This is a genomic window from Phytohabitans aurantiacus, from assembly GCF_027923225.1.
GTDB classification, from domain to species: Bacteria; Actinomycetota; Actinomycetes; order Mycobacteriales; family Micromonosporaceae; genus Phytohabitans; species Phytohabitans aurantiacus.
On sequence record NZ_BSDI01000061.1, the window covers coordinates 22,144 to 40,739 of the forward strand.

The window sequence follows — 18,596 nt, forward strand, 5'->3', positions numbered from 1 at the left end:
GCTAGGTCGAGCGCCGGTCCGAATTGGACACGATCGGGTTGCGCAGCGTGCCCAGGCGCTCGACTTCGACCTCGACCACATCGCCGGGGCGCAGAAGCCACGGCGGTGTGCGCGAGTAGCCGACGCCCGCCGGGGTGCCGGTGGCGAGCAGGTCGCCGGGGTGCAGCGTGAGGGTGTGGCTGATGAGCGCGAGCGTGTCGCCGACCGTGTACACCATCTCGTCGGTGCTGCCCTGCTGCACGACGGTGCCGTTGACGCGGGTTTCCACCGTGAGGCCGTCGCGCAGGTCGCCGACCTCGGCGGCCGGCACCAGTGGCCCGAGTACACCGGAGCGGTCGGCGTTCTTGCCCAGTGTCCACTGTGAAGTGAGCTTCTGGGCGCGGCGGGCGGTCACGTCGTTGAAGGCCGAGTACCCGACCACCGCCGCCAGGGCCCGCTCCGGCGCGGCGTCGACGAGGGTCTCGCCGACCCAGGCCACCACCTCGCCCTCCCAGTCAACCCCGTCCTCATTGGACGGTACCGGGATGCCGGTGCCGCTCACGGTCAGCGAGCTGGGCCAGCGGGCGAACAGCGTCGGGTGCGGCGGCACGCCCTCGCCGGCGTAGGAACCCTCGGCGACGTGCTTGAGGTAGTTCAGCCCGATGCAGATGACCCGCGCGCCGGGCAGCACCGGCGGCACCAGCTCGACCTCGCCGACCGGCAGCACAGGCTGGTCGGTGACCGGGTCGGCGAGCCAAGGCGCGGGGTCGGCCCAGAACTCCGCCAGGGTCGCCAGCACGGCGACCTCCCGGCCGCCTGCGGTGAGCGCGCCCACCAGTACCGAGCCGTCGGTGTCACGCAGCCCGACGATGCGCGTCGAAGCGCTCACAGGACCGCCACCGCGCCGACCGGGCAGCCGGACGCGCCCGTGATGGGCAGCGAGGGCGCGGTGAACAGGAACTCGTACTTGCCGTACCGGGCGCACGCCGCCGAGAGGTCGGCGAAGTCGAAAATCTCACCGATCGCCAGTCCCATGTGGACCAGCGCCACGACATGAAACGGCTGGAAACAGTCGATCTCGTTGGGCCGCACCTCGACGCCCCAGGTGTCCGAGGCGACCGCCGCGATCTCCCGCTCGTGGAACCAGGGCGCGGTGTGCAGTGAGATCCCCGGCGCCGCCCCGCCCGCGTAGTCGCCCCACGCGTGCCGCCGCGTCTCCAGGAAACCCGTGCGAATCAGTACGGCGTCGCCACGCTCGATCGCCACGCCCTGCGCCTCGGCGGTGGCCTCCAGGTCGGCGACGGAGATGGCGTAGCCGGGTTCGAGGGAGTCGACGCCCAGGTGCCGGGCCACGTCGAGCAGTACGCCGCGCATCACGAACTTGCCGGCGTAGTTCTCCACGCCGTTACGCGCCGCCCCGGCCGAGGAGACAAGGCCAGCGGAGTACCCGTTGTACATCTTCCCCTTCCAGAAGATGTGCGAGAGCGAGTCCCACTGGGTGCCGGCCTGGTTGGGCACGATGAGGATGTCGTCGGAGCGCCCGTACCCCTTGGCCGGGCCGAACCCGGCCGGCAGGATGTCCTGCGCACCGGCCAGATGGTCGGCGCCCGTCGCGGTCATCACGTTGCGGGGATTGGCGCGCAGGCTACCGGTCTGCGGACCACGCTGGTCATACGGCAACGAGCAGGAGACCGTGACACCATGCTCGACCAGGGCCGCGGCCCGGCGCACCTGCTCCGGCCCGACGTAGTTCATCGTGCCGAGCGAGTCGTCCTCACCCCAGCGCCCCCAGTTCACGCACTGCTTGATGTAGCCCTCCAGCACATCCGCACCGCGAAAGTCGGACATGTCACCTCCAGGTAGTGAAGACGCCTACGTCGTGGTCGCCAGGTCGCGGGTGCGCGCCGACTGGTACCGGCAGCCGGCGGCGTCGAACGCCGCGGCGGCCGCGAGCATCCGGTCGCGATCGCCGTCGAGCAGGGCTTCCGCCCGCTCCAGCAGTGCGGTGGCGATCGGGTTGCCCGCCACGACCGCGCGGGCGGCCGTGATGCGGTCGCGAGCGTCGGAGCGCCTGGTCAGGGCGCCCGCCTCGGCGCGCAGCGCGACATACCAGTGCCGCCACACCCAGATGACCCGGTCGTCCATCTCGTCGGGTTCGGCGGCCAGCCCCGCCAGTGCCTGGTCGGCCTGGCCGTGGTGGAGCAGGACGATCGCGTCGAAGACCGCGCGGTACCCGGCCTGCTGCCGCTCACCCGCCTGCTTCTCCACTGCCACGTCGAGCTCGTCGACGATGGCCAGCCAGCGGGCTCTCGCCTCGCCGTCACCGCGCAGGCCGTGGACCATCGCCACCGCGGCAGCCGCCATGCCGAGGTGGGGCGCGTGCCGGCTGCCCGAGCGCTCCCACGCGTCGAGGAACCGCCCGCTGCCCGCCAGTACGCCGTCGAGGTCGCCCGCCAGCGCGTCGGCCACCAGCAGCCGGGAGGTGGCGAAGTCGCCCTGCTCGGACAGCAACGGCAGGTCCCGAAGCTGCTCGCCCCACCGGCGGGCACCCGCGAGGTCGCCCACCCCGACGCAGATCTCGGCCGCCTCGGAGAGCGCGTTGGCCCGCTCGTACGCGCTGGCCGGCGTGACCGGCACCGAGGCGAGCAGCTCGACCCGGCGGCGCGTCGTACCGGCCGTGGCGAAGGTGTCGCCCGCCCAGGTCCGCACCGCGGTGAGCGCGTCAAGGGCCGCGCTCAGGGCCAGCGGGTCGCCGGTCCGCTCAGCCAGGTCGACGGCCCGCTCGGCGCGCGCGACGGCGTCCGCCAGGACCGGTTGGTGATCGTGCGCCAGCACGCCGCACTCGGCCAGGGCGACCGCAGCCTGGGCGGCGGGGTCGTCGCCGGCCAGCTCCCGCGCCTCGGCGACCAGCCGCGCCGCCTCGCCCGGCGGTGGCGGCTGCGAGAACGTGCCGGCGAACCGGAAGGTGGTGGCCGCCGCGGTGGCCAGGTCGCGGCCCGCCCCGGCGGTGTCACCGGCGCCACGGGCGGTGTCGGCGGCGGCGCGGTACAGCCGGTACATGTCATCGCCGCGCATCCGGCAACCGGCCACGGCGGCCGCGTACCGGAGCGCCGACCCCGCCGCGGACGGGTCGCCGGCCAGCGCGGCCGCCTGCTCGTACCGCTGCTGGGCCTCGCCGACCAGGTTCCGGGTGAAGGCAAGCCGAGCCAGGGACAGCGCCAGCTCGTACGCGGCGGTCCGGTGACCGGGCTCGCCGGCAGCCCAGCCGAGCGCGGCGCGGATGTCGTCGGCCAGCGCCTCGAACCGGGCTCGCCACGCCCCGCTGCCCGGCGAGGCGTCTCCCGCCAGCTCGGTGGCGCTCGCCAGGGCCCAGCCCGCGTGCCGGGACCGGACCTCGTCGAGATCGCCGGCACCCGCCAGCTGCTCCACGCCGTACTGGCGGATGGTCTCCAGCGTGCGGTAGCGCGTGCCGCCGGGCGATGGGCTCGCCGTCAGCAGGCTCTGCTCGGTGAGCCGGGCCAGCCCCTCCATCACCTCGGCCGCCTCCAGCGGCGCGAACCCGGCGACCCGCCGAGCCGCGTCCGCCGTGAACGGCGCCACGAACACCGCGATCCGGCGGAGCAGGACGCGGTCGGCCGGCTCCAGCAGCGCGTGGCTCCAGTCCAGCATGGCCCGCACCGACCGGTGCCGGTCTGCGGCACGGGCGCCGCCGGTCAGCAGCCGGAGCTGGTCGGAGAGCACGCCGGACAAGCCGTCCAGGCCGAGCATCGGCAACCGGGCGGCCGCCAGCTCGATCGCCAGCGCCACGCCGTCCAGCCCTCGGCAGATCTCGGCCGCCTGGGCGCGCTGCTCCGGCGCGACCGGCCAGCCCACCGCCGCGGCCCGTTCGAGGAACAGCGCCACCGCGTCGGAGTCGCCGTCGCCGTCTCCGCTCAATGACAGCGGCGGGATGGGGTGGACGCGCTCGAACGGCACCATGAGCCGGGCGCGGCTCGTGGCCAGTACGGTCAGCCTCGGGCAGGCGGTGAGCAGTCGCTCCAGGAACAGCGCCACGCCATCCCGTACGTGCTCGCAGTTGTCCAGTACCAGAAGCGCGTGCCGATCGGCGAGCGCCGCGACCACCGACTCGTCGATGCCGCGGCTCTGCTGCTCGCCGACGCCGACCGCCGCGGCCACCGCCGCGCCGACCATGGCCAGGTCCGTGACCGGTACCAGGTCGACGAACCAGACACCGTCGGCGAAGTCGGCCTCCACCCGCGCCGCGACCGCGAGGGCCAGCCGGGTCTTGCCCACCCCGCCCGGACCGACCGCGCTCACCTGCCTGTGCTGCTTGACCGCCTCGGTCAGCGCCGCCCGTTCGGCGGCCCGGCCGACGAACGAGGTCACCGGCGCGGGCAGGCCCAGGGACGCCTCGCCACCGCGCGCGGCCCGGCTCCACTCGGCGGCGAGCTGCGCGAGCGCCCGCCGGTCCGCCGCGCCGAGCTTGCGCAGCAGGGAGGACACGTGGGTCTCGACGGTGCGCACGGAGATGTACAGCCGCGCGCCGATCTCCGCGTTGCTGAGGTGCTCGCCGAGCAGGGACAGCACCTCGGCCTCGCGGCCCGAGATCCCCGCCTGAGCCGCCACGGGGTACATCCTGCCGCATACGTAGGCCCCGCTCCGTGGTGGTCCCCGTGGTCACCACGGATGCGGCCTCACCGGCTCCGGGGAGATGCTCAATGCGTCACAAGGAACGCCAACTTTTCAGGAGCAATCATGATTAAGACGGTTTTGCACCCGGTGTCCGACCTCGCGGCGGCCAAGGCGGTGTACACCGCTCTGCTCGGCGTCGAGCCGCAGACCGACAGCACCTACTACGTCGGCTTCGAGGTCGACGGCCAGCAGATCGGCCTGGTGCCGGGCGGCGGACCGCAGGGCATGACCTCGCCGGTGGCGTACTGGCACGTGCCGGACATCGAGGCGAAGCTCGCCGAGGTCACGGCGGCGGGCGCCACCGTGAAGGAGCCGGTGCGCGACGTCGGCGGCGGCCGCGTGGTGGCCACCTTCACGGACCCCGACGGCAACGTGCTCGGCCTGCTCCAGGACAGCTGACCCTTTTCGGACATACAGGAGGAACCACCATGGCTACGAAGAAGGCGTACGACGGGTTCACCGAGGACGAGCGCGCGGCGATGAAGGACCACGCCCAGGAGCTCAAGACCGCCGCCGCCCGCCGCGGCTCCAAGGACGCCAAGGCCGCCGGCGAGAGCGACGTGCTCGCCAAGATCGGCGAGATGGCGGACGCGGACCGTGTACTGGCCGAGCAGATCCACGCCATCGTCACGGCCAACGCGCCGGACCTCACACCCAGGCTCTGGTACGGGATGCCCGCCTACGCCAAGCACGGCAAGGTCCTCTGCCACTTCCAGCCCGCGCAGAAGTTCAAGACGAGGTACGCCACGTTCAGCTTCAGCGACCCCGCCAACCTCGACGACGGAACCATGTGGCCCACCACGTTCGCGGTGACCAAGCTGACCGCCGCCGACAAGGCGAGGATCGGCGCGCTCGTCAAGCAGGCGGTGAGCTGAGAGGCCGGAGCGCGGCGAAGACCTCGGGCCAGTTGGCCGGCAGGTTGTCGAAGATGAAGCTCTGGTACCTCTTCATGAATCGCGTCCCGGCCGCGCGCACCTCGGCATCGTCCGAGCGCGCGGCCTCGATGCATTTCTCGAGGCAGTCCCAGTCGTCGCGGTCGCGATCGGGCACGCCGATCGTCTCGAACATGGCCTGGACGTCGTCCTCTTCGAGAAACTCGCTCTCCCACCCCGTCGCCGCGCCCATCAGGTACATGAGCTGGCTGCTGGGCGACAACCGTTCCGCGGCAAGGGTTTCGCTGTCGTACGTCCGGTCCTCGTCCTCCCCGACGATGCCGGACTCCTCGACGGCCGAGTCGACAAGGTCCCGCCAGTACACGACGTCGTGCGGCCCGTCGGTCTGGAGCATGTGCTCGCTGGCGAACTCCGCCATCCGCTCCGGATCGTCGATCAGCGGCGAGACCACCGTGTCCATGCTGTAGTCGAACCCGAAGAACCACGTACGCCCGTCGACCGTCATCGCTTCGATGCCGCCCACGCAACCCTCGCGGCCGTCGATCGGCTTGATGTCACCCATGGCGTGCGAGCCTAGTAGTAGCGTCGGCGCGATGGTGGGCGTACTCGACCGGCGGGTCGACGGGTGCGTGCGGCACGTGCTCGACGGCTCCGGGTACGTGCTGGGCCGGTTCGTCTGCCCACCGGACGCCGCGCGGTGGGGCGCGGTCAACTGGATCGGCGGCCAGCCGCACGTGGTCGTCCCCGACACCGCGGTGCGGCTCATCCCGGACGGCGACGACGACTACGTGTCCACCGTCAATCACGGGCTCGTCTACGACCGTGACGTGCACTTCCGCCGCCGGCTCGTCAGCGCGGAGGGCGACCGGTGCACGTTCGCGATCGTCTCCGACGACCTCGCCGCGGAGCTGGGCATCGAGCGTTCGCCGCGCCGGACCCGGCGGCCGCGACTGCGGTACGGGTCGTGCGGCGCCGACGCGTACGCGCTGCTGCACCAGGCACACGCCGCCCTCGCCGACCCGGCTGTCGACCTGCTCGCGGTCGACGAGGCGGTGCTGTCGGTACTGCGGCACGTGACCGGCCGTGTCGCCGGCCTGTCACCAGCCGGCCCCGGGCCGGCCCGGCCCGCCACCGCACGGGCCCGGCGTCAAGCGGTCGAGCAGGTCAAGGCGCTGCTGGCCGGCGCACCGTCGAAGCCGTGGACGCTGGCCGAGCTGGCGGCCGCCGTCCACTACTCGCCGTACCGCCTCGCCCGCATGTTCCGCGCCCACACCGGCTACCCGGTCGCCGCGTACCGCCGGCACCTGATGGTGCGGGCGTCGCTGCCGGACGCGGCCACCCGGGGTGTGGACCTGTCCGGCGTCGCCGCCGCGTACGGCTTCAGCAGCCACAGCCACTACACCCGGGTGTTCCGCCAGGTCTTCGGTCGCACGCCGTCTCAACTGCGGGCGGCCGGCGCTCAGGTGCTGGCGAGGTAGACCACGTCGCCCACCGCCGCGGACAGCAGCAACTCGATCCGCCCGTCGCCGTTCACGTCACCGAGCCCGACCGCGTCGTACCCGAGCGTCTCGCCGGCGTTCTGGCTGGCATAGTCGAAGAGCTTGCGCCCGGTCCGTCCGGAGTAGACGATGACCCGCCCGGCCTGTGACGCGGCCGCGCTGCTGGCGTACAGGCCCACCACGACGTCGGCGTGGCCGTCGCGGTCGACATCACCGGCCGACCGGCCCGGACCGGCGCCGTCACCGGGCTGCTCGCCCCGGAACAGGTGCAGCAGCCGGCCGGTACGCCCGGAGAAGACGTACGCCTGCCCGAGCGGGGTACCGCAGCCGCCGGCCGCGTCCTCGGCACAGAAATCGCCGACGTACACGTCGTTGCGCCCGTCGCGGTCGACGTCACCGGCGCTGGCGACGAAGAACCAGCCGAACTCCGCCGACTGCGCGTCGCCGGTGAGGGTGTGCCGAAGCCGGCCGTGCCTGCCGTCGTACACGAAGGCGAGGCCGCGGTCGCCCGGTCCCGCGTCCTTGGCACCGATGACATAGTCGGGCCGCCGGTCGCCGGTCACATCCCCCAGTGCCCCGGTGCCCCACCCGAAACCGTCGCCGGCCGCCCGGCCGTCGTGTACCCGCAGCGTCGCGCCCGTCCGCCCGGACACGACGTACGCGCGGCCCGCGTCGACGCCGTACCGCCCGTCGTGGCAGGGCGCGCCGACGAGCAGGTCGGCGCGACCGTCGCGATCCACGTCGCCGGCCGCCGCCACCGCCGCGCCGAACTGGTCACCGGCCGCCTCGCCGCCGGCACGCAGGAGCAGAGTCCCGTCCGCGCCGGAGTACACGTAGACCCGGCCGGTACGGGGAACGGCGGCGCACGCCAGCGCGGTGACACCGGTGGCGCCCACCACGATGTCGGCTACCCCGTCGGCGTTCACGTCGCCGGCGTCCGCCATCGCGTACCCGTGCCGGTCCTCCGCCTCGCCTTCGAACCGGTAGAGCTGCTTGCCCGTCCGTCCCGAGACCACGTCCGTGTGCCCGGCGGCCGTCCCGGCGGCGTCCCGGTGGAACGGCGCGCCGATGATCGCCTCGCGGGCGCCGTCGCCGTCGATGTCCGACAGCTCGCTGACGGCGAACCCGAACCGCTCCCCGGACTGGTCACCTCGCCAGGTCTGCGTGAACACCGGCTCCGCCGGTGCCGTACCGGCTCGCGCCGCCTCGACCCCGGTGGCCGCCACCGCCAGTACCCCCACCGCCAGCCCGCCCGCCGCACGGCGAATCCACATCGTCGGTGACATCCGTCCCGCCCCCTCCCCGGCGGCCCTGGGTGGTCCGCCGATGCGACGACGCTAGGAGCCGCACCGAGGCGGCCGCTGTCACGATCGTGCCCACTTCCTCGTAGACGCCGGAGATGGTCATTCGATGCCGTCAATGGTCAATCGATGTCGCGGATGCCCAGCAGGTCGCGGAGGGCGGCCTTGCCGTCCGAGGTCGGGCGCACCGCCCTGCCGGACCCGATCCGCGCGATCCACCCGTTGCCCAGGAACGTCTCGCACACCTTCGCCCCCGCCAGGCCGGCGAGGTGTTGCCGCCGCTCGGTCCAGTCGAGGCACCCCCGGGCGAGCGGGCGCCTGCCGGGCCGGAGGTCGCTCGGACTCAGCCCGAGCGTGCCGGTCAGCCAGTCCACACCGGACGCGGTGATGGCGAAGCCGCCGCTCTGGTCCAGCAGCCCCGCGGCGGTCATCGCGTCGGTCACGGCGACACCGAGCCGCCCCGCGAGATGGTCGTAGCAGGTGCGGCCGCGTCGCAGGGCGGCGCTGGCGGTCGCCGCCCGCAGCCCGCGCGCCGGGGTCGGGCGGGGCTCGGTATGGGCGGACAGGTCCTCGATGAGCTGCGCCGCCGAGCCGCCGGCGAGCCGCAGGTACCGGTGGCGGCCCTGGCGGCGCTCGACGAGCAGGCCACCCTTGATGAGGCGGTGCAGGTGCTCGGTCGCGGTGGAGGGCGCCACGCCGGCGTGCGCCGCCAGCTCGCCCGCCGTCCAGGCACGGCCGTCGAGCAGCGCGAGGCACATGGCCGCCCGCGTCTCGTCGGCCAGGAGCGCCGCGAGCGAGGCCAGGTCCGAGGCTGAGGTCACCCTCCCATTGTCCGCCGCGTCGTTTCGGCCAGTACCGAACCATCGCGGCCGTAGCGTGGTCACATGACGGACTTCGCCTCGCTGCACCGCGCCGGTGACCCGCTGGTCCTGCCGAACGTGTGGGATGTCGCCTCGGCCCGCATCCTGGTCGAGGCGGGGTTCCGCGCGCTCGGTACGACGAGTCTCGGCGTCGCGGCGGCCAGCGGCCTGCCGGACGGGGTGGGCGCCACCGACACCGAGGCGCTGCGCCTCGCACTGCACCTGGCCGAGCTGCCGGTCCCGTTCACCGTCGACATCGAGACCGGGTCGGTCGGCACCGCGGCCGCGGTCGCCGGGGTCGGCGCGGCCGGCGTCAACATGGAGGACGCCATGCGACCGGCCGAGGCGCACGCGGCGCTGATCCGGTCGGTGAAGCGGGAGGTGCCGGGGCTGTTCGTCAACGCGCGCACCGACACGTACTGGCAGCGCCCCGGCGACCTGGCCGAAACGCTGCGCCGGGTGCGGCTCTACGCCGGTGCCGGCGCCGACGGCGTGTTCGTTCCCGGCCTGTCGGAACCGGCCGACATCGCCGCGGTCGTGGCGGCCGTCGACGTACCGGTCAACGTCCTGTTCCTGCCCGGTCGCCACACCGTCGCCGCGCTCGCCGATCTCGGGGTACGGCGGATCAGTACCGGCTCGCTGCTGTTCCGCGCGGCGCTGGCCGCGGTCGTGGACACGGCCGTCGCGGTCCGCGACGGCCTGGATGTGCGGATGGACCTGCCCTCGTACGCGCGGGTCAACGCCGCGCACGCGGAGTGACCCGGCGAAGGGCCGGGTCACTCCATCGGGTCAGTCGTTCCGCTCGACGTGCAGCTCCCAGCTGCCCAGCGTTCCGGTGAGCGCGCTGTTGGCCGCGAAGTCGAACAGCCGCCACTCCACCGTCACGGTGTGCGGGCCGGGTCCGTTCACGAGGGTGCACGCCTGCAGCGCGTCGGACTGGCCGGCGTCGGTGTTGAAGACGACCGCGCCCGGTGGCAGCACCACGCCGTCGACCAGGATGCGGACCTGCATCGCGTCGACGACCGGGTTGAGCACGTTGGGCTGACCGTCGAGCATCGCCTCACCGGTGAAGATCACGATCAGCTGGTCGGTGTCGGCCGCCGCCGGCGGACCGTCGACCTCGACGGACGCGTCCGTGACCGGTACGAAGACGCCGTTCTCGCCGATGGTCTCGGGCGCCGACTTGGTCAGTACCGCGGCCTGGAGTTGGGCCTTGCCCTCGCACAGGTGCAGGTCCTCGGGGTCGGTGAGTGCCTGACTGACGGCGGCTCGCGCGGGCTCTGCCGCCGCGCTCGCGTGCCCCGCCGCCACCGCGCCGAACGCCAGAGCCGCCAGTGCCGGAATGACGAACAGCGTGCGCTTGCCTGACATACGCATGATGCCTACTTCCCGTTGCCCGGACCGCGATCTGCGGTCCACGGCGACGGTCGCACCGGGCCGTCAGCGTGGCGTCACAGTGACCTCAGTCCGGCTTAGTCGAGGCCGGTGCAGTACGCGATGGTGGCGTCGTCCGGTGGCACCGCTTCGCGCGCCTCCGCCTGCCGGACGCGCGCGATGACCTCGGCCGGCCCGCTGCTCGCGAGGAGCGCCAGCACCTCCGGCCAGCCGGTGAGCCCGAACCGGTCGACGATCCGGCTGGCACCGTTGCTGAGCAGGGCGGCGCCGGCCAGCTCGGAGATGGGGCAGCTCCCCGTCAGCGCCTCGGCGGCCGCCCGCGGGTCGTCCTTGGCCACCCAGTAGCCGCCGGGACGGTTACGGTTGGCACGCATCACCCTGGTGCCCTCGCGGCTGATCTGTTCGTACTCGGCACTGCCCTCGACCAGAGCGTCCAGCGCGGACTGGTACGGCTCGGCCACCGCCGCCTCGCGATGGTCGGAGACGGCGAGCGGCCCGCCCACTCGGTCGAGGACGGCGACCGCGTCACCGAGCACGAGATAGTCGGCGCGGCCGTCGTGGAGGCGCAGGATCGCCACGGTCGCCCACGGGCTCCGGGGATCGGCGAGATCGCAGGTGGCCCGATGAGCGTCGGCGACCCGCTCGATGGCGTCGGCGAGCAGCTCCGGCAGGGCCCGGCCGGCGCCGAGCGACAGCAGGCCGAGCAGCTCACCGCCGAGGCGGTGCGCGTGCCAGGCGGTGCCGTGCCGGCATACCAGCTCCATACCGGAGACGCCGCCGGCGCCGTCGACCAGTACCGCCGCCGCGGGGACGGCACCGGCGAAGTCCTCGTTGACCCGGCCGGGCCGCCCCGCGGCGGCGGTTGTCATCGCAACACGCATGTGCCCATTATCGGTCGGTGCGTCAGCTGTACGCTTTCACCTCCAGCAGACCGACGGAGAAGCTCGGTGCGCTCTGCAACACCACGCGCAGGCGCGTGGTGTTCACGGCGGAGAAGTTCACCGTGTTGTACTGGTTGGCCGCGACCGGATACCCGCTGGCGCCCGGCACGTCCACATAGGAGCTGCCGTTCCAGTACTGCAGGCGCCACGACGCGGGCAGGTCGATTCCCTGGTTGTCGTCGAAGAAGTACACCTGCGCCTGCCGCACCGACTGCGCCGACGACCACGTCAGCTCGGCCCACTGCTCACCCTGGTTCGGCCAGGTGCCCCAGCGGTTGCCCTGGTTCGGCGCGCCGATGTTGGAGCTGGCCGGGTCGCCGCCGGTGTTGATCGCCGCGCAGCTCTCCCACGACGACGTGAACGAGCACGAGGCGGTCGCCTGCGTGGCCAGGTTGCCGGGGTTGGGGTTGGGGCTGGACGTGGCGGTCGGCGTGGGCGTGGGGTTGGGGCCGCCACCGCCGACGGTGAGCTGGAAGGTACGCGTCACCGGGGTGCTCGCGCTGTCGTAGTCGCGAAGCTCCACAGTGAACGAGTACGTCCCGGCCGTGTTCGGGGTGCCGCTGATGGTGCCGGTGAAGCGGTCGAGGCTGAGGCCGGCCGGCAGCGCGCCGCCGGTGACCCGCCAGTCGTAGAAGGGCACGCCTCCCTTGGCGGTCAGGGTCTGCTGGTACGCCTGACCGGCCGGAGCGTTGGGCAGGCTGGTGGACACGATGGACGGTGCCAGGAACGGCGTGAGGTTGCGGTTCAACGGCCACCCGGCGTTCTCGGCCACCAGCAGGGCCAGCTTCGTCAGCATCCACCTGCGGGTCGGGAACAGGTGTGTCCAGCCGCCGCTCTGTCCACTGAGGCGGTCCCAGTACGGCTGCGTGCCGGGGATGTGGTAGCTACTGTCCAGCGGCACCGTGCGGCCCTGGTACGCGATGACCTCCTGGTCGTTCGCGCCCTGAGTGTTGACGTAGTTGCGCATCCCGGCCCAGTCGCTGTGGTAGGCGACCGCGTGCCCGTACTCGTGCATGACCAGGCCGTGCACGTCGAGCACCGAGCCGGCGATCTCGGTCTTGTACCAGTCTTCGTCGGCGAGAGAGGTGAACAGCTGCTTGCCCGCCTCGTCGTACTCGAAAATCTGCGCGGTCGAGCGGTGGATCGGCCCGGGCAGCTGCTGCCCATTACGCGTGGCGTACCGGCCGTTGGCGGCGGGATACCCGGTGGAGTAAGGCGTCTGGATCCCCCGGAAGAACACGTACATGCCGTTGTAGGCCACATTGTTGGTGACGTTGATGGTGTTCTGCCAGTCGTTGCCGGGCAGGTGGTTCGACTCGGCACCGGCGGCGACCGTGTCGAACGGCTGCAGGTCGAAGAACCGGAACCAGTCCTTCACCGCCTCTTCGGCGGCTGTGCGGAACGGCGCGTTGTTGAAGTACCCGGTGATGGTGTCGTACCGGTAGTCGAAGTTGATCGGGATGGTTGGTTCGAGCGCGGTTTTCTGGTCCTGCTGCACGCGGATCGGCATGGTCTGCACGAGCGTGCTGTTGTCGGCGGCCCGGATGTTGAGCCGCAGGGTGTAGAGCTCGTCGGCGCCGGGCGCGCGCTTGGAGTGGATGGCCAGCTTGAAGGTCTTCTGCTCGGAGGCGTTGGCGAAGGTGAGCTGCTTCGTGGCTCCGGTGGCGGTGAGCTGGCTGGGCAGGTCCATCATCAGGCGGGAGGTGCCCTCGGCCTTGAGGTCGATGGTCACCGGGAAGGGGCCGCTGGCTGGCGGCCGCACGGTCAGTTCGATGTACGGGTTGGCCAGATAGCCTTCCCAGTCGACGAGTTTCACGCCGTAGTCGTTGACAGTTCGGCCGAACCTGTCGACCACCGTGGCAGAGCCGACGGCCTGTGCCGGTGTCGCGACCAGAAGCAGCGAGGCGGCGAGCAGCACGAGTACCGCGGGTGTGATTGCGCGTTTCATGTCGACCTCAGTTCTTGATGCCGGTGAGGGTTACCCCTTCGATGAAGTAGCGCTGCAGGAAGAAGAAGAGCGCGATGATCGGGGCGATGACGGCGGCGGAGGCCGCCATGAGATAGCCCCACTGGGTGATGTAGATGCTTTGGAACGACGCCAGCCCGATCGACAGCGTGTACTTCTCCTCGTCGTTGAGGTAAAGCAACGGTCCGAGGAAGTCGTTCCAGGTGCCGATGAACGTGAAGATGGTGACGACGACAATGGCGGGTTTGGACAGGGGCATGACGACCATCCAGAACACCCGCCATGGCGAGGCGCCGTCGATGTAGGCGGCCTCGTCCAGCTCGAACGGGATGGTCAGGAAGAACTGGCGCAGCAGGAAGACGTTGAGCACTCCCCCGCCGGCTCCGGCGAACCAGCTGGGCACCGTCAGCGGGGCGATCGTGTTGAGCAGGCCGAGCTCCTGCCACATCACGAACGTGGGAATGAGCGTCACCGCGTACGGCAGCATCACGCTGCTGAGCAGTACGGCGAAGACGACGTTGCGGCCCCGCCAGCGCAGCCGGGAGAAGCTGAACGCCGCGATCGAACACGTCAACACCGTGCCGATGACGCTGATGACCGCGATGACGACCGTGTTGAAGAAGTACCGGCCGAACGGTTGCGCCGTCAGCGCGTCGGTGAAGTTCGACCACTGGAACGGGTCGGGAATCCACTGTGGAGGCGCGATGAACATCTGGGCGTCCTGCATCAGGGCGCTGCGCAACAGCCACACGAACGGCAGCAGTGTCGGCACCGCACCGGCCACCAGCGCCAGGTACAGCAGGATCCTGCCCCTGCTCCTCATCGCCCACCCGCCATCTCGTAGTAGACCCAGCGCCGGGCGTTGCGGAACATCATGAACGTGACGACCATGATGATCATGAAGAGCACCCAGGCGAGGGCGCTCGCGTAGCCCATCTCGCTTTCCCGGAACGCCTTGCGGAACAGGTAGTAGACGTAGAAGAGGGTGGCGTTGTTCGGACCTCCTTCGGTCATGACGTATGCCTGGTTGAACACCTGGAAGGTGCCGATGACACCGACGACGAGGTTGTAGAAGATGGTGGGAGTCATCATCGGCACGGTCACGTGGCGAAACCGGTGCCAGGGCCCACCCCCGTCCACCGATACCGCCTCGTACAGGTGCTGCGGCACCCCCTGCAACCCGGCCAGGAAAATCACCATCGTGTTCCCGAAGGCCCACGTGCTCATGATGATCAGCGACGGGACGGCCAGGTTCTCGTCGTAGATCCACATGCCGGTCGGCAGCCCGCCCTGTCGCAGCAACGAGTTGAGCAGGCCGAAGTCCGGGTTGAAGATCCAGATCCAGAGCACCACGTTGGCGATCGCGGGCACGAGCGTCGGCAGGTAGAAGATCGTGCGCCAGACCGGCAGGCCACGCACGCGCTGGTTGAGCAGCATGGCCACGACGAACGCGACGATCAGCGACAGCGGTACGGCGCCGAGCGTGTAGTAGGTGGTGGCGCTCAACGACTTCCAGAACAGCTCGTCGTCGGCGAGCGCCGTGTAGTTCCCGGTCCCGACGAACGACGGCGTGCCGCCGACCTGCCAGTCGGTGAGGCTGAGACCGAGTGAGGCGACCATCGGTCCCGCCGTGAAGATGAGGAAGCCGAGGATCGCCGGTACGGCCATGAGCAGGCCCCAGCGCCGTTCCAGGCGCCGCTGGCCGGAGAGAGCCGCCACGGTGTTACAGCTTCTGCGTGTGCTGCCAGCCCTGCATCCTGCTGGTTATCTTCGGCGCTATCTCCTTAAGTACCGCCGCGGCTGGTCGCTTGCCCGTCTCGATCTCCTGCAACCCGGGAGTCAGCACGTCGCTGTTGATGGCCGACAGGTTCTTCAGCCGCCCGCGCAGGTCCGGTACGCCGTGATCCCGCGCGTAGTCCACCACCGCCGTACGGAACTCGGACGGGTGGGAGTCGTTTTTCGTCCAGGAGTCGATGGCGCCCTGGTCCTCGTAGTACTTGCGCTCCTGCGGCATCCACAGGCCCTGCTTGTACAGGTCGACGTAGCGCGGGTCGATGTGGAACGCGAAAAGCTCGATCGCCTCCTCGACGCTCTTGCTGCCCGCGAAGACGGCCGAGGCGCCCGCCACCTGGCTCGTCGTGAACGGCTGGTCGTACTTGGGCAGCACGCCGATGCCATAGTCCACTTTGCTCTCGTTCATGTCGAGCAGGCTCCAGTGGCCGTCGACGATCATGGCCACCCGCTTCGTTTTCAGCAGGATGTTCGTACCCGGAACGTCGTCGCCGGTCGCGGCGAGCTGCCCCGGCCCGGGAGCCACCCGGTGCTTGTAGATGAGGTCCTGCAGGTTCTGGAAGACCTCGATCGCCTCGGGCGTGTCGAGCAGGCACTTCTTACCGGTCGGGTCGGCGAAGTCGGCGCCGTTGCTGCGCAGGAAGCCGTACCAGGCGGCGGCGTACGTGATGCTGCTGGAGATGCCGAACTGCCGCACCTGCTTGGCGTTGAAGCCGGACTCGTCGGGGTGCTTGCCGCTCTGGTCGACGGTGAGCTTGTAGGCGTTCTCGACGAGCTGATCCCATGTCCACGCGCTTCCCGCCTGGGCCGGTGGCGGGGAGATGCCCGCTTCGGCGATGGCGGCTTTGCTGTACCACAACAGCTCGATCTCGTTGGCCGTCGCCACCCCGTGCAGCTGGTCCTTGCCGTACCACAGGTACGCGTCCGGAAGGTAGCTGGCCAGCTGCGGGTACTTGTCGAGGTACGAAAACAGGTTGACCAGCTTGCCCTGCTCGGCCAGCCGGTACGACATCGCCATCGGAACGTAGCCGACGTCCGGCACGTTGCCGCTCGCCACCAACGTGTTGAGCTTGACGTCGTACTCGTCCGGGGTGAACAGCGGCTTGACCTTGGTACCCGAGTTGCTCTCCTCGAAGGCCTTGAGCATCTTCTCCACGGCCTTCTGTTCGAAGGTCGACCCCCAGTACATGAACTGGAGTTGGATATTCTGCGCGGAACCCTCGTCGTCGTTTCCACACGCGGCGGCCAGCGGCACCAGGCCGGCGAGCGCGAGCAAATTCCTTCTTCTCATCGCACATCCTCAGGCTTGCGGATGTCGACAAGCTCAGCGCAGCGAACGGCAGCGCCGTGCACCTCGGGCGACGTAAGCATCGAACCCCCGGATCGTCGACATCACGAACGGGTGTGACATGCGACGCGGTCGCCCGGTGCGTCGTGGAGAAACCGTATGGCGCTGATCGACCCCTGTCAACCTGTCAGCGGCGGCCGGCCGCCATGTCCATCAGGTGGCCCAGCACGCTCTCACCGGCGGTGCGCAGCCCGTCGTGCTCGTACTCGTTCGTCACCCAGGTGCGCACGTTGCCCACCGCCGCCGCGGTCTCCAGCGACAGGCCCGCGTCCACGTACATGTCATCGGCGTAGACGGCGGCACACACCGGTACCTCGTTGGCCGCCAGGCGGGCGCGGTCGTACAGGACCGGCCAGTCGGTGGCCTCGGCGAGGATGTCGGCGGCGCCCGCGAACGGAGTCAGCGCGGCGATCTGCTCGAACATCCACGGATACATCATTTCGCCGGTGAACAGCAGCGGGTCGGCGTCCAACGCGAAGTCACGATGGTGGTTCAGCGCACGGTCCGCTGCCCACGCCGACGCGGCGCCACCCTGGCCGTAGCAGTACTCCTGCAGCGCGAACAGCGGCTTGTCGACGAAGCCGGTCAACCTCATGACCTCGTACCGGAAGCTGTCCGACAGCTCCGTACCGTGCCACGCCTCTTCGAAAAGCCAATGCACCTGCGCGTAGCCGTAGCTCATGCCAAAGTGGTTGCCGAGCAGGCGCAGCCGTTCGACGCTGAGGCGGTCGCCGTCCGGTAGGCGCACATCCTCATTGGACAGGTGATCCGCCACCCCGCGCACAGCGGCGGCATCGCCGGGAAACTCGCGGTAGAACTCGGCGTTCTTGGCGGCGACGCGCGGATAGGTGCGCGCGTACACCTCGTCGGCCGTCGCCGTCAGACCCGGCAGACCTCCGGTGACATAGCAGGTGCGCAGACCCTGCGGCGCCGCCGACAGGTACGTCATCGTGACGAACCCGCCATAGCTCTGGCCGAGCGTGTTCCACGCGGCGCCTCCGGCGATACGCTCGCGGAGAATCTCCGCGTCGGCGACGATACTGTCCGCGCGGAAAAGCTTGAGATAAGCCGCCAGCTTGTCCGATGGCATTCCGTGTACCGTCCGAGCGGTCACCGGTGTGCTGCGTCCGGTGCCACGCTGGTCGAGCAGGAGCACGCGATGTGTCTTCACCGCGTGCGCGATCCACCCTTCCGCGCGCAGCGGCCGGGGCGACTTCCCACCCGGCCCGCCCTCCAGATACAACAGCCACGGCAGATCATCACCGGCCCGGTCAGCGGCCACGACCTCGCGAGCGAAAACCTCGATGGTGGCACCATCGGGCCGGCGATGATCCAGCGGAACGTCGACGGTATGAGACCTGAACCGAACCCCAGGATGAGCGATCACCCAGCCACCCTATTCCGCCCGCCAGCTCGCCCGACCCTCGAGCGCACGGCCCGACCTGCGACGAGACGGCGCTTTGGCAGCGCGCGCCCCCACGGCCCCGCGCACCGCGCCGCGCGCCCCCGCGCCGCGCCGCGCCGCGCGGGCCCCCCGCGCCGTCGATCAAGGGCGAATGCACGTGGTTGGATCTCTTTTCCGCGTGCATTCGCCCTCGATCCATGCAGATCTCCTTGATCGACGGCCGAGGCACATCACCGCGGAACAGCCCCCAGCCCGACCAAGCAGGCCAACTTTTTCGGCGACCGGCGTGTCGGCCGGCGTGTCGCCTGGCGGGGCAACGATCACCGCACAAACGTACGAGAATCAATGCGTGCGGGAAACGTTGGAGCAGCTCAGGGAGATCGCCGGCCACTGCGCCGGCACCCCGGTCTGGTCGCTGCCCGACACCGACCTCATCGACGCGATCCACACCGTGCACGACGCGCAGCAGATGCTCACCGCCGTCAAACTCCACCTGATCCGCGAAATCGACGGCCGCAACCTACCC

Annotated in this window: 17 protein-coding genes; 4 read left to right on the forward strand and 13 right to left on the reverse strand. The window is 70.6% G+C overall.

What is annotated here, in order from left to right; all coding sequences use genetic code 11:
- Position 1 precedes the first annotated feature (1 nt).
- From QMG73_RS38405 to QMG73_RS38415, 3 genes are read right to left on the reverse strand one after another with little or no spacing between them, the layout of a single operon-like run.
- Entirely contained in the window at positions 2 to 868 is an 867-nt protein-coding gene (locus QMG73_RS38405; protein ID WP_281903917.1) for a fumarylacetoacetate hydrolase family protein, read from the reverse strand.
- Positions 865 to 1,827: a cyclase family protein gene (locus tag QMG73_RS38410; protein WP_281903918.1), complete on the reverse strand. Its 963-nt coding sequence runs from the start codon at positions 1,825 to 1,827 to the stop codon at positions 865 to 867. Before QMG73_RS38410 ends, QMG73_RS38405 begins: the two co-directional genes overlap by 4 nt.
- A 24-nt stretch (positions 1,828 to 1,851) precedes the next feature.
- Positions 1,852 to 4,605 carry an ATP-binding protein gene (locus QMG73_RS38415; protein WP_281903919.1) on the reverse strand — a complete coding sequence of 918 codons (2,754 nt, stop codon included), beginning with the start codon at positions 4,603 to 4,605 and terminating at the stop codon, positions 1,852 to 1,854.
- Between the two features lie 129 nt (positions 4,606 to 4,734).
- Here QMG73_RS38415 and QMG73_RS38420 point away from each other — a divergent pair, with 129 nt between their 5' ends.
- Both QMG73_RS38420 and QMG73_RS38425 read left to right on the forward strand, forming a co-directional pair.
- Positions 4,735 to 5,070 (forward strand): VOC family protein, encoded by a 336-nt coding sequence (locus QMG73_RS38420; protein ID WP_281903920.1) that lies wholly within the window; start codon positions 4,735 to 4,737, stop codon positions 5,068 to 5,070.
- A 29-nt stretch (positions 5,071 to 5,099) separates the two neighbouring features.
- The gene (locus QMG73_RS38425) at positions 5,100 to 5,546 is read left to right on the forward strand and encodes an iron chaperone (RefSeq protein WP_281903921.1); all 447 of its coding nucleotides are present in this window, start codon (positions 5,100 to 5,102) and stop codon (positions 5,544 to 5,546) included.
- Here QMG73_RS38425 and QMG73_RS38430 read toward each other — a convergent pair.
- Positions 5,527 to 6,126: a hypothetical protein gene (locus tag QMG73_RS38430; RefSeq protein ID WP_281903922.1), complete on the reverse strand. Its 600-nt coding sequence runs from the start codon at positions 6,124 to 6,126 to the stop codon at positions 5,527 to 5,529. The two genes, QMG73_RS38425 and QMG73_RS38430, sit on opposite strands and share 20 nt — an antisense overlap.
- Before the next feature lie 31 nt (positions 6,127 to 6,157).
- Between QMG73_RS38430 and QMG73_RS38435 the strand changes: the two genes are divergently transcribed.
- Positions 6,158 to 7,042 carry a helix-turn-helix transcriptional regulator gene (locus QMG73_RS38435; RefSeq protein ID WP_281903923.1) on the forward strand — a complete coding sequence of 295 codons (885 nt, stop codon included), beginning with the start codon at positions 6,158 to 6,160 and terminating at the stop codon, positions 7,040 to 7,042.
- Here QMG73_RS38435 and QMG73_RS38440 read toward each other — a convergent pair.
- Both QMG73_RS38440 and QMG73_RS38445 read right to left on the reverse strand, forming a co-directional pair.
- Positions 7,024 to 8,337 carry an FG-GAP-like repeat-containing protein gene (locus QMG73_RS38440; RefSeq protein WP_281903924.1) on the reverse strand — a complete coding sequence of 438 codons (1,314 nt, stop codon included), beginning with the start codon at positions 8,335 to 8,337 and terminating at the stop codon, positions 7,024 to 7,026. The two genes, QMG73_RS38435 and QMG73_RS38440, sit on opposite strands and share 19 nt — an antisense overlap.
- Positions 8,338 to 8,486: 149 nt before the next feature.
- On the reverse strand, positions 8,487 to 9,185 hold the full coding sequence (locus QMG73_RS38445; protein WP_281903925.1) for an ArsR/SmtB family transcription factor: 699 nt from the start codon (positions 9,183 to 9,185) through the stop codon (positions 8,487 to 8,489).
- Between the two features lie 63 nt (positions 9,186 to 9,248).
- Between QMG73_RS38445 and QMG73_RS38450 the strand changes: the two genes are divergently transcribed.
- Positions 9,249 to 9,983, forward strand: a complete 735-nt coding sequence (locus QMG73_RS38450) for an isocitrate lyase/PEP mutase family protein (protein ID WP_281903926.1) — start codon at positions 9,249 to 9,251, stop codon at positions 9,981 to 9,983.
- 30 nt (positions 9,984 to 10,013) lie between these two features.
- Here the strand turns inward: QMG73_RS38450 and QMG73_RS38455 are convergent, their stop codons facing one another.
- From QMG73_RS38455 to QMG73_RS38485, 7 genes are all read right to left on the reverse strand, one after another.
- The gene (locus QMG73_RS38455) at positions 10,014 to 10,601 is read right to left on the reverse strand and encodes a hypothetical protein (protein ID WP_281903927.1); all 588 of its coding nucleotides are present in this window, start codon (positions 10,599 to 10,601) and stop codon (positions 10,014 to 10,016) included.
- Between the two features lie 95 nt (positions 10,602 to 10,696).
- Positions 10,697 to 11,500: a hypothetical protein gene (locus QMG73_RS38460; protein WP_281903928.1), complete on the reverse strand. Its 804-nt coding sequence runs from the start codon at positions 11,498 to 11,500 to the stop codon at positions 10,697 to 10,699.
- Between the two features lie 22 nt (positions 11,501 to 11,522).
- Positions 11,523 to 13,508, reverse strand: coding sequence for an Ig domain-containing protein (locus QMG73_RS38465; protein WP_281903930.1), 1,986 nt, complete (start codon positions 13,506 to 13,508; stop codon positions 11,523 to 11,525).
- A gap of 7 nt (positions 13,509 to 13,515) precedes the next feature.
- A complete protein-coding gene (locus tag QMG73_RS38470) occupies positions 13,516 to 14,349 on the reverse strand; it encodes a carbohydrate ABC transporter permease (RefSeq protein ID WP_281903931.1) in 834 nt (277 codons plus the stop codon).
- Positions 14,346 to 15,245 carry a carbohydrate ABC transporter permease gene (locus QMG73_RS38475; RefSeq protein WP_281903932.1) on the reverse strand — a complete coding sequence of 300 codons (900 nt, stop codon included), beginning with the start codon at positions 15,243 to 15,245 and terminating at the stop codon, positions 14,346 to 14,348. Before QMG73_RS38475 ends, QMG73_RS38470 begins: the two co-directional genes overlap by 4 nt.
- A 4-nt stretch (positions 15,246 to 15,249) precedes the next feature.
- Entirely contained in the window at positions 15,250 to 16,608 is a 1,359-nt protein-coding gene (locus QMG73_RS38480) for an ABC transporter substrate-binding protein (RefSeq protein WP_281903933.1), read from the reverse strand.
- 184 nt (positions 16,609 to 16,792) lie between these two features.
- Complete coding sequence (locus QMG73_RS38485) at positions 16,793 to 17,947, reverse strand: alpha/beta fold hydrolase (RefSeq protein ID WP_281903935.1); 1,155 nt, start codon at positions 17,945 to 17,947, stop codon at positions 16,793 to 16,795.
- Positions 17,948 to 18,596: the final 649 nt, after the last annotated feature.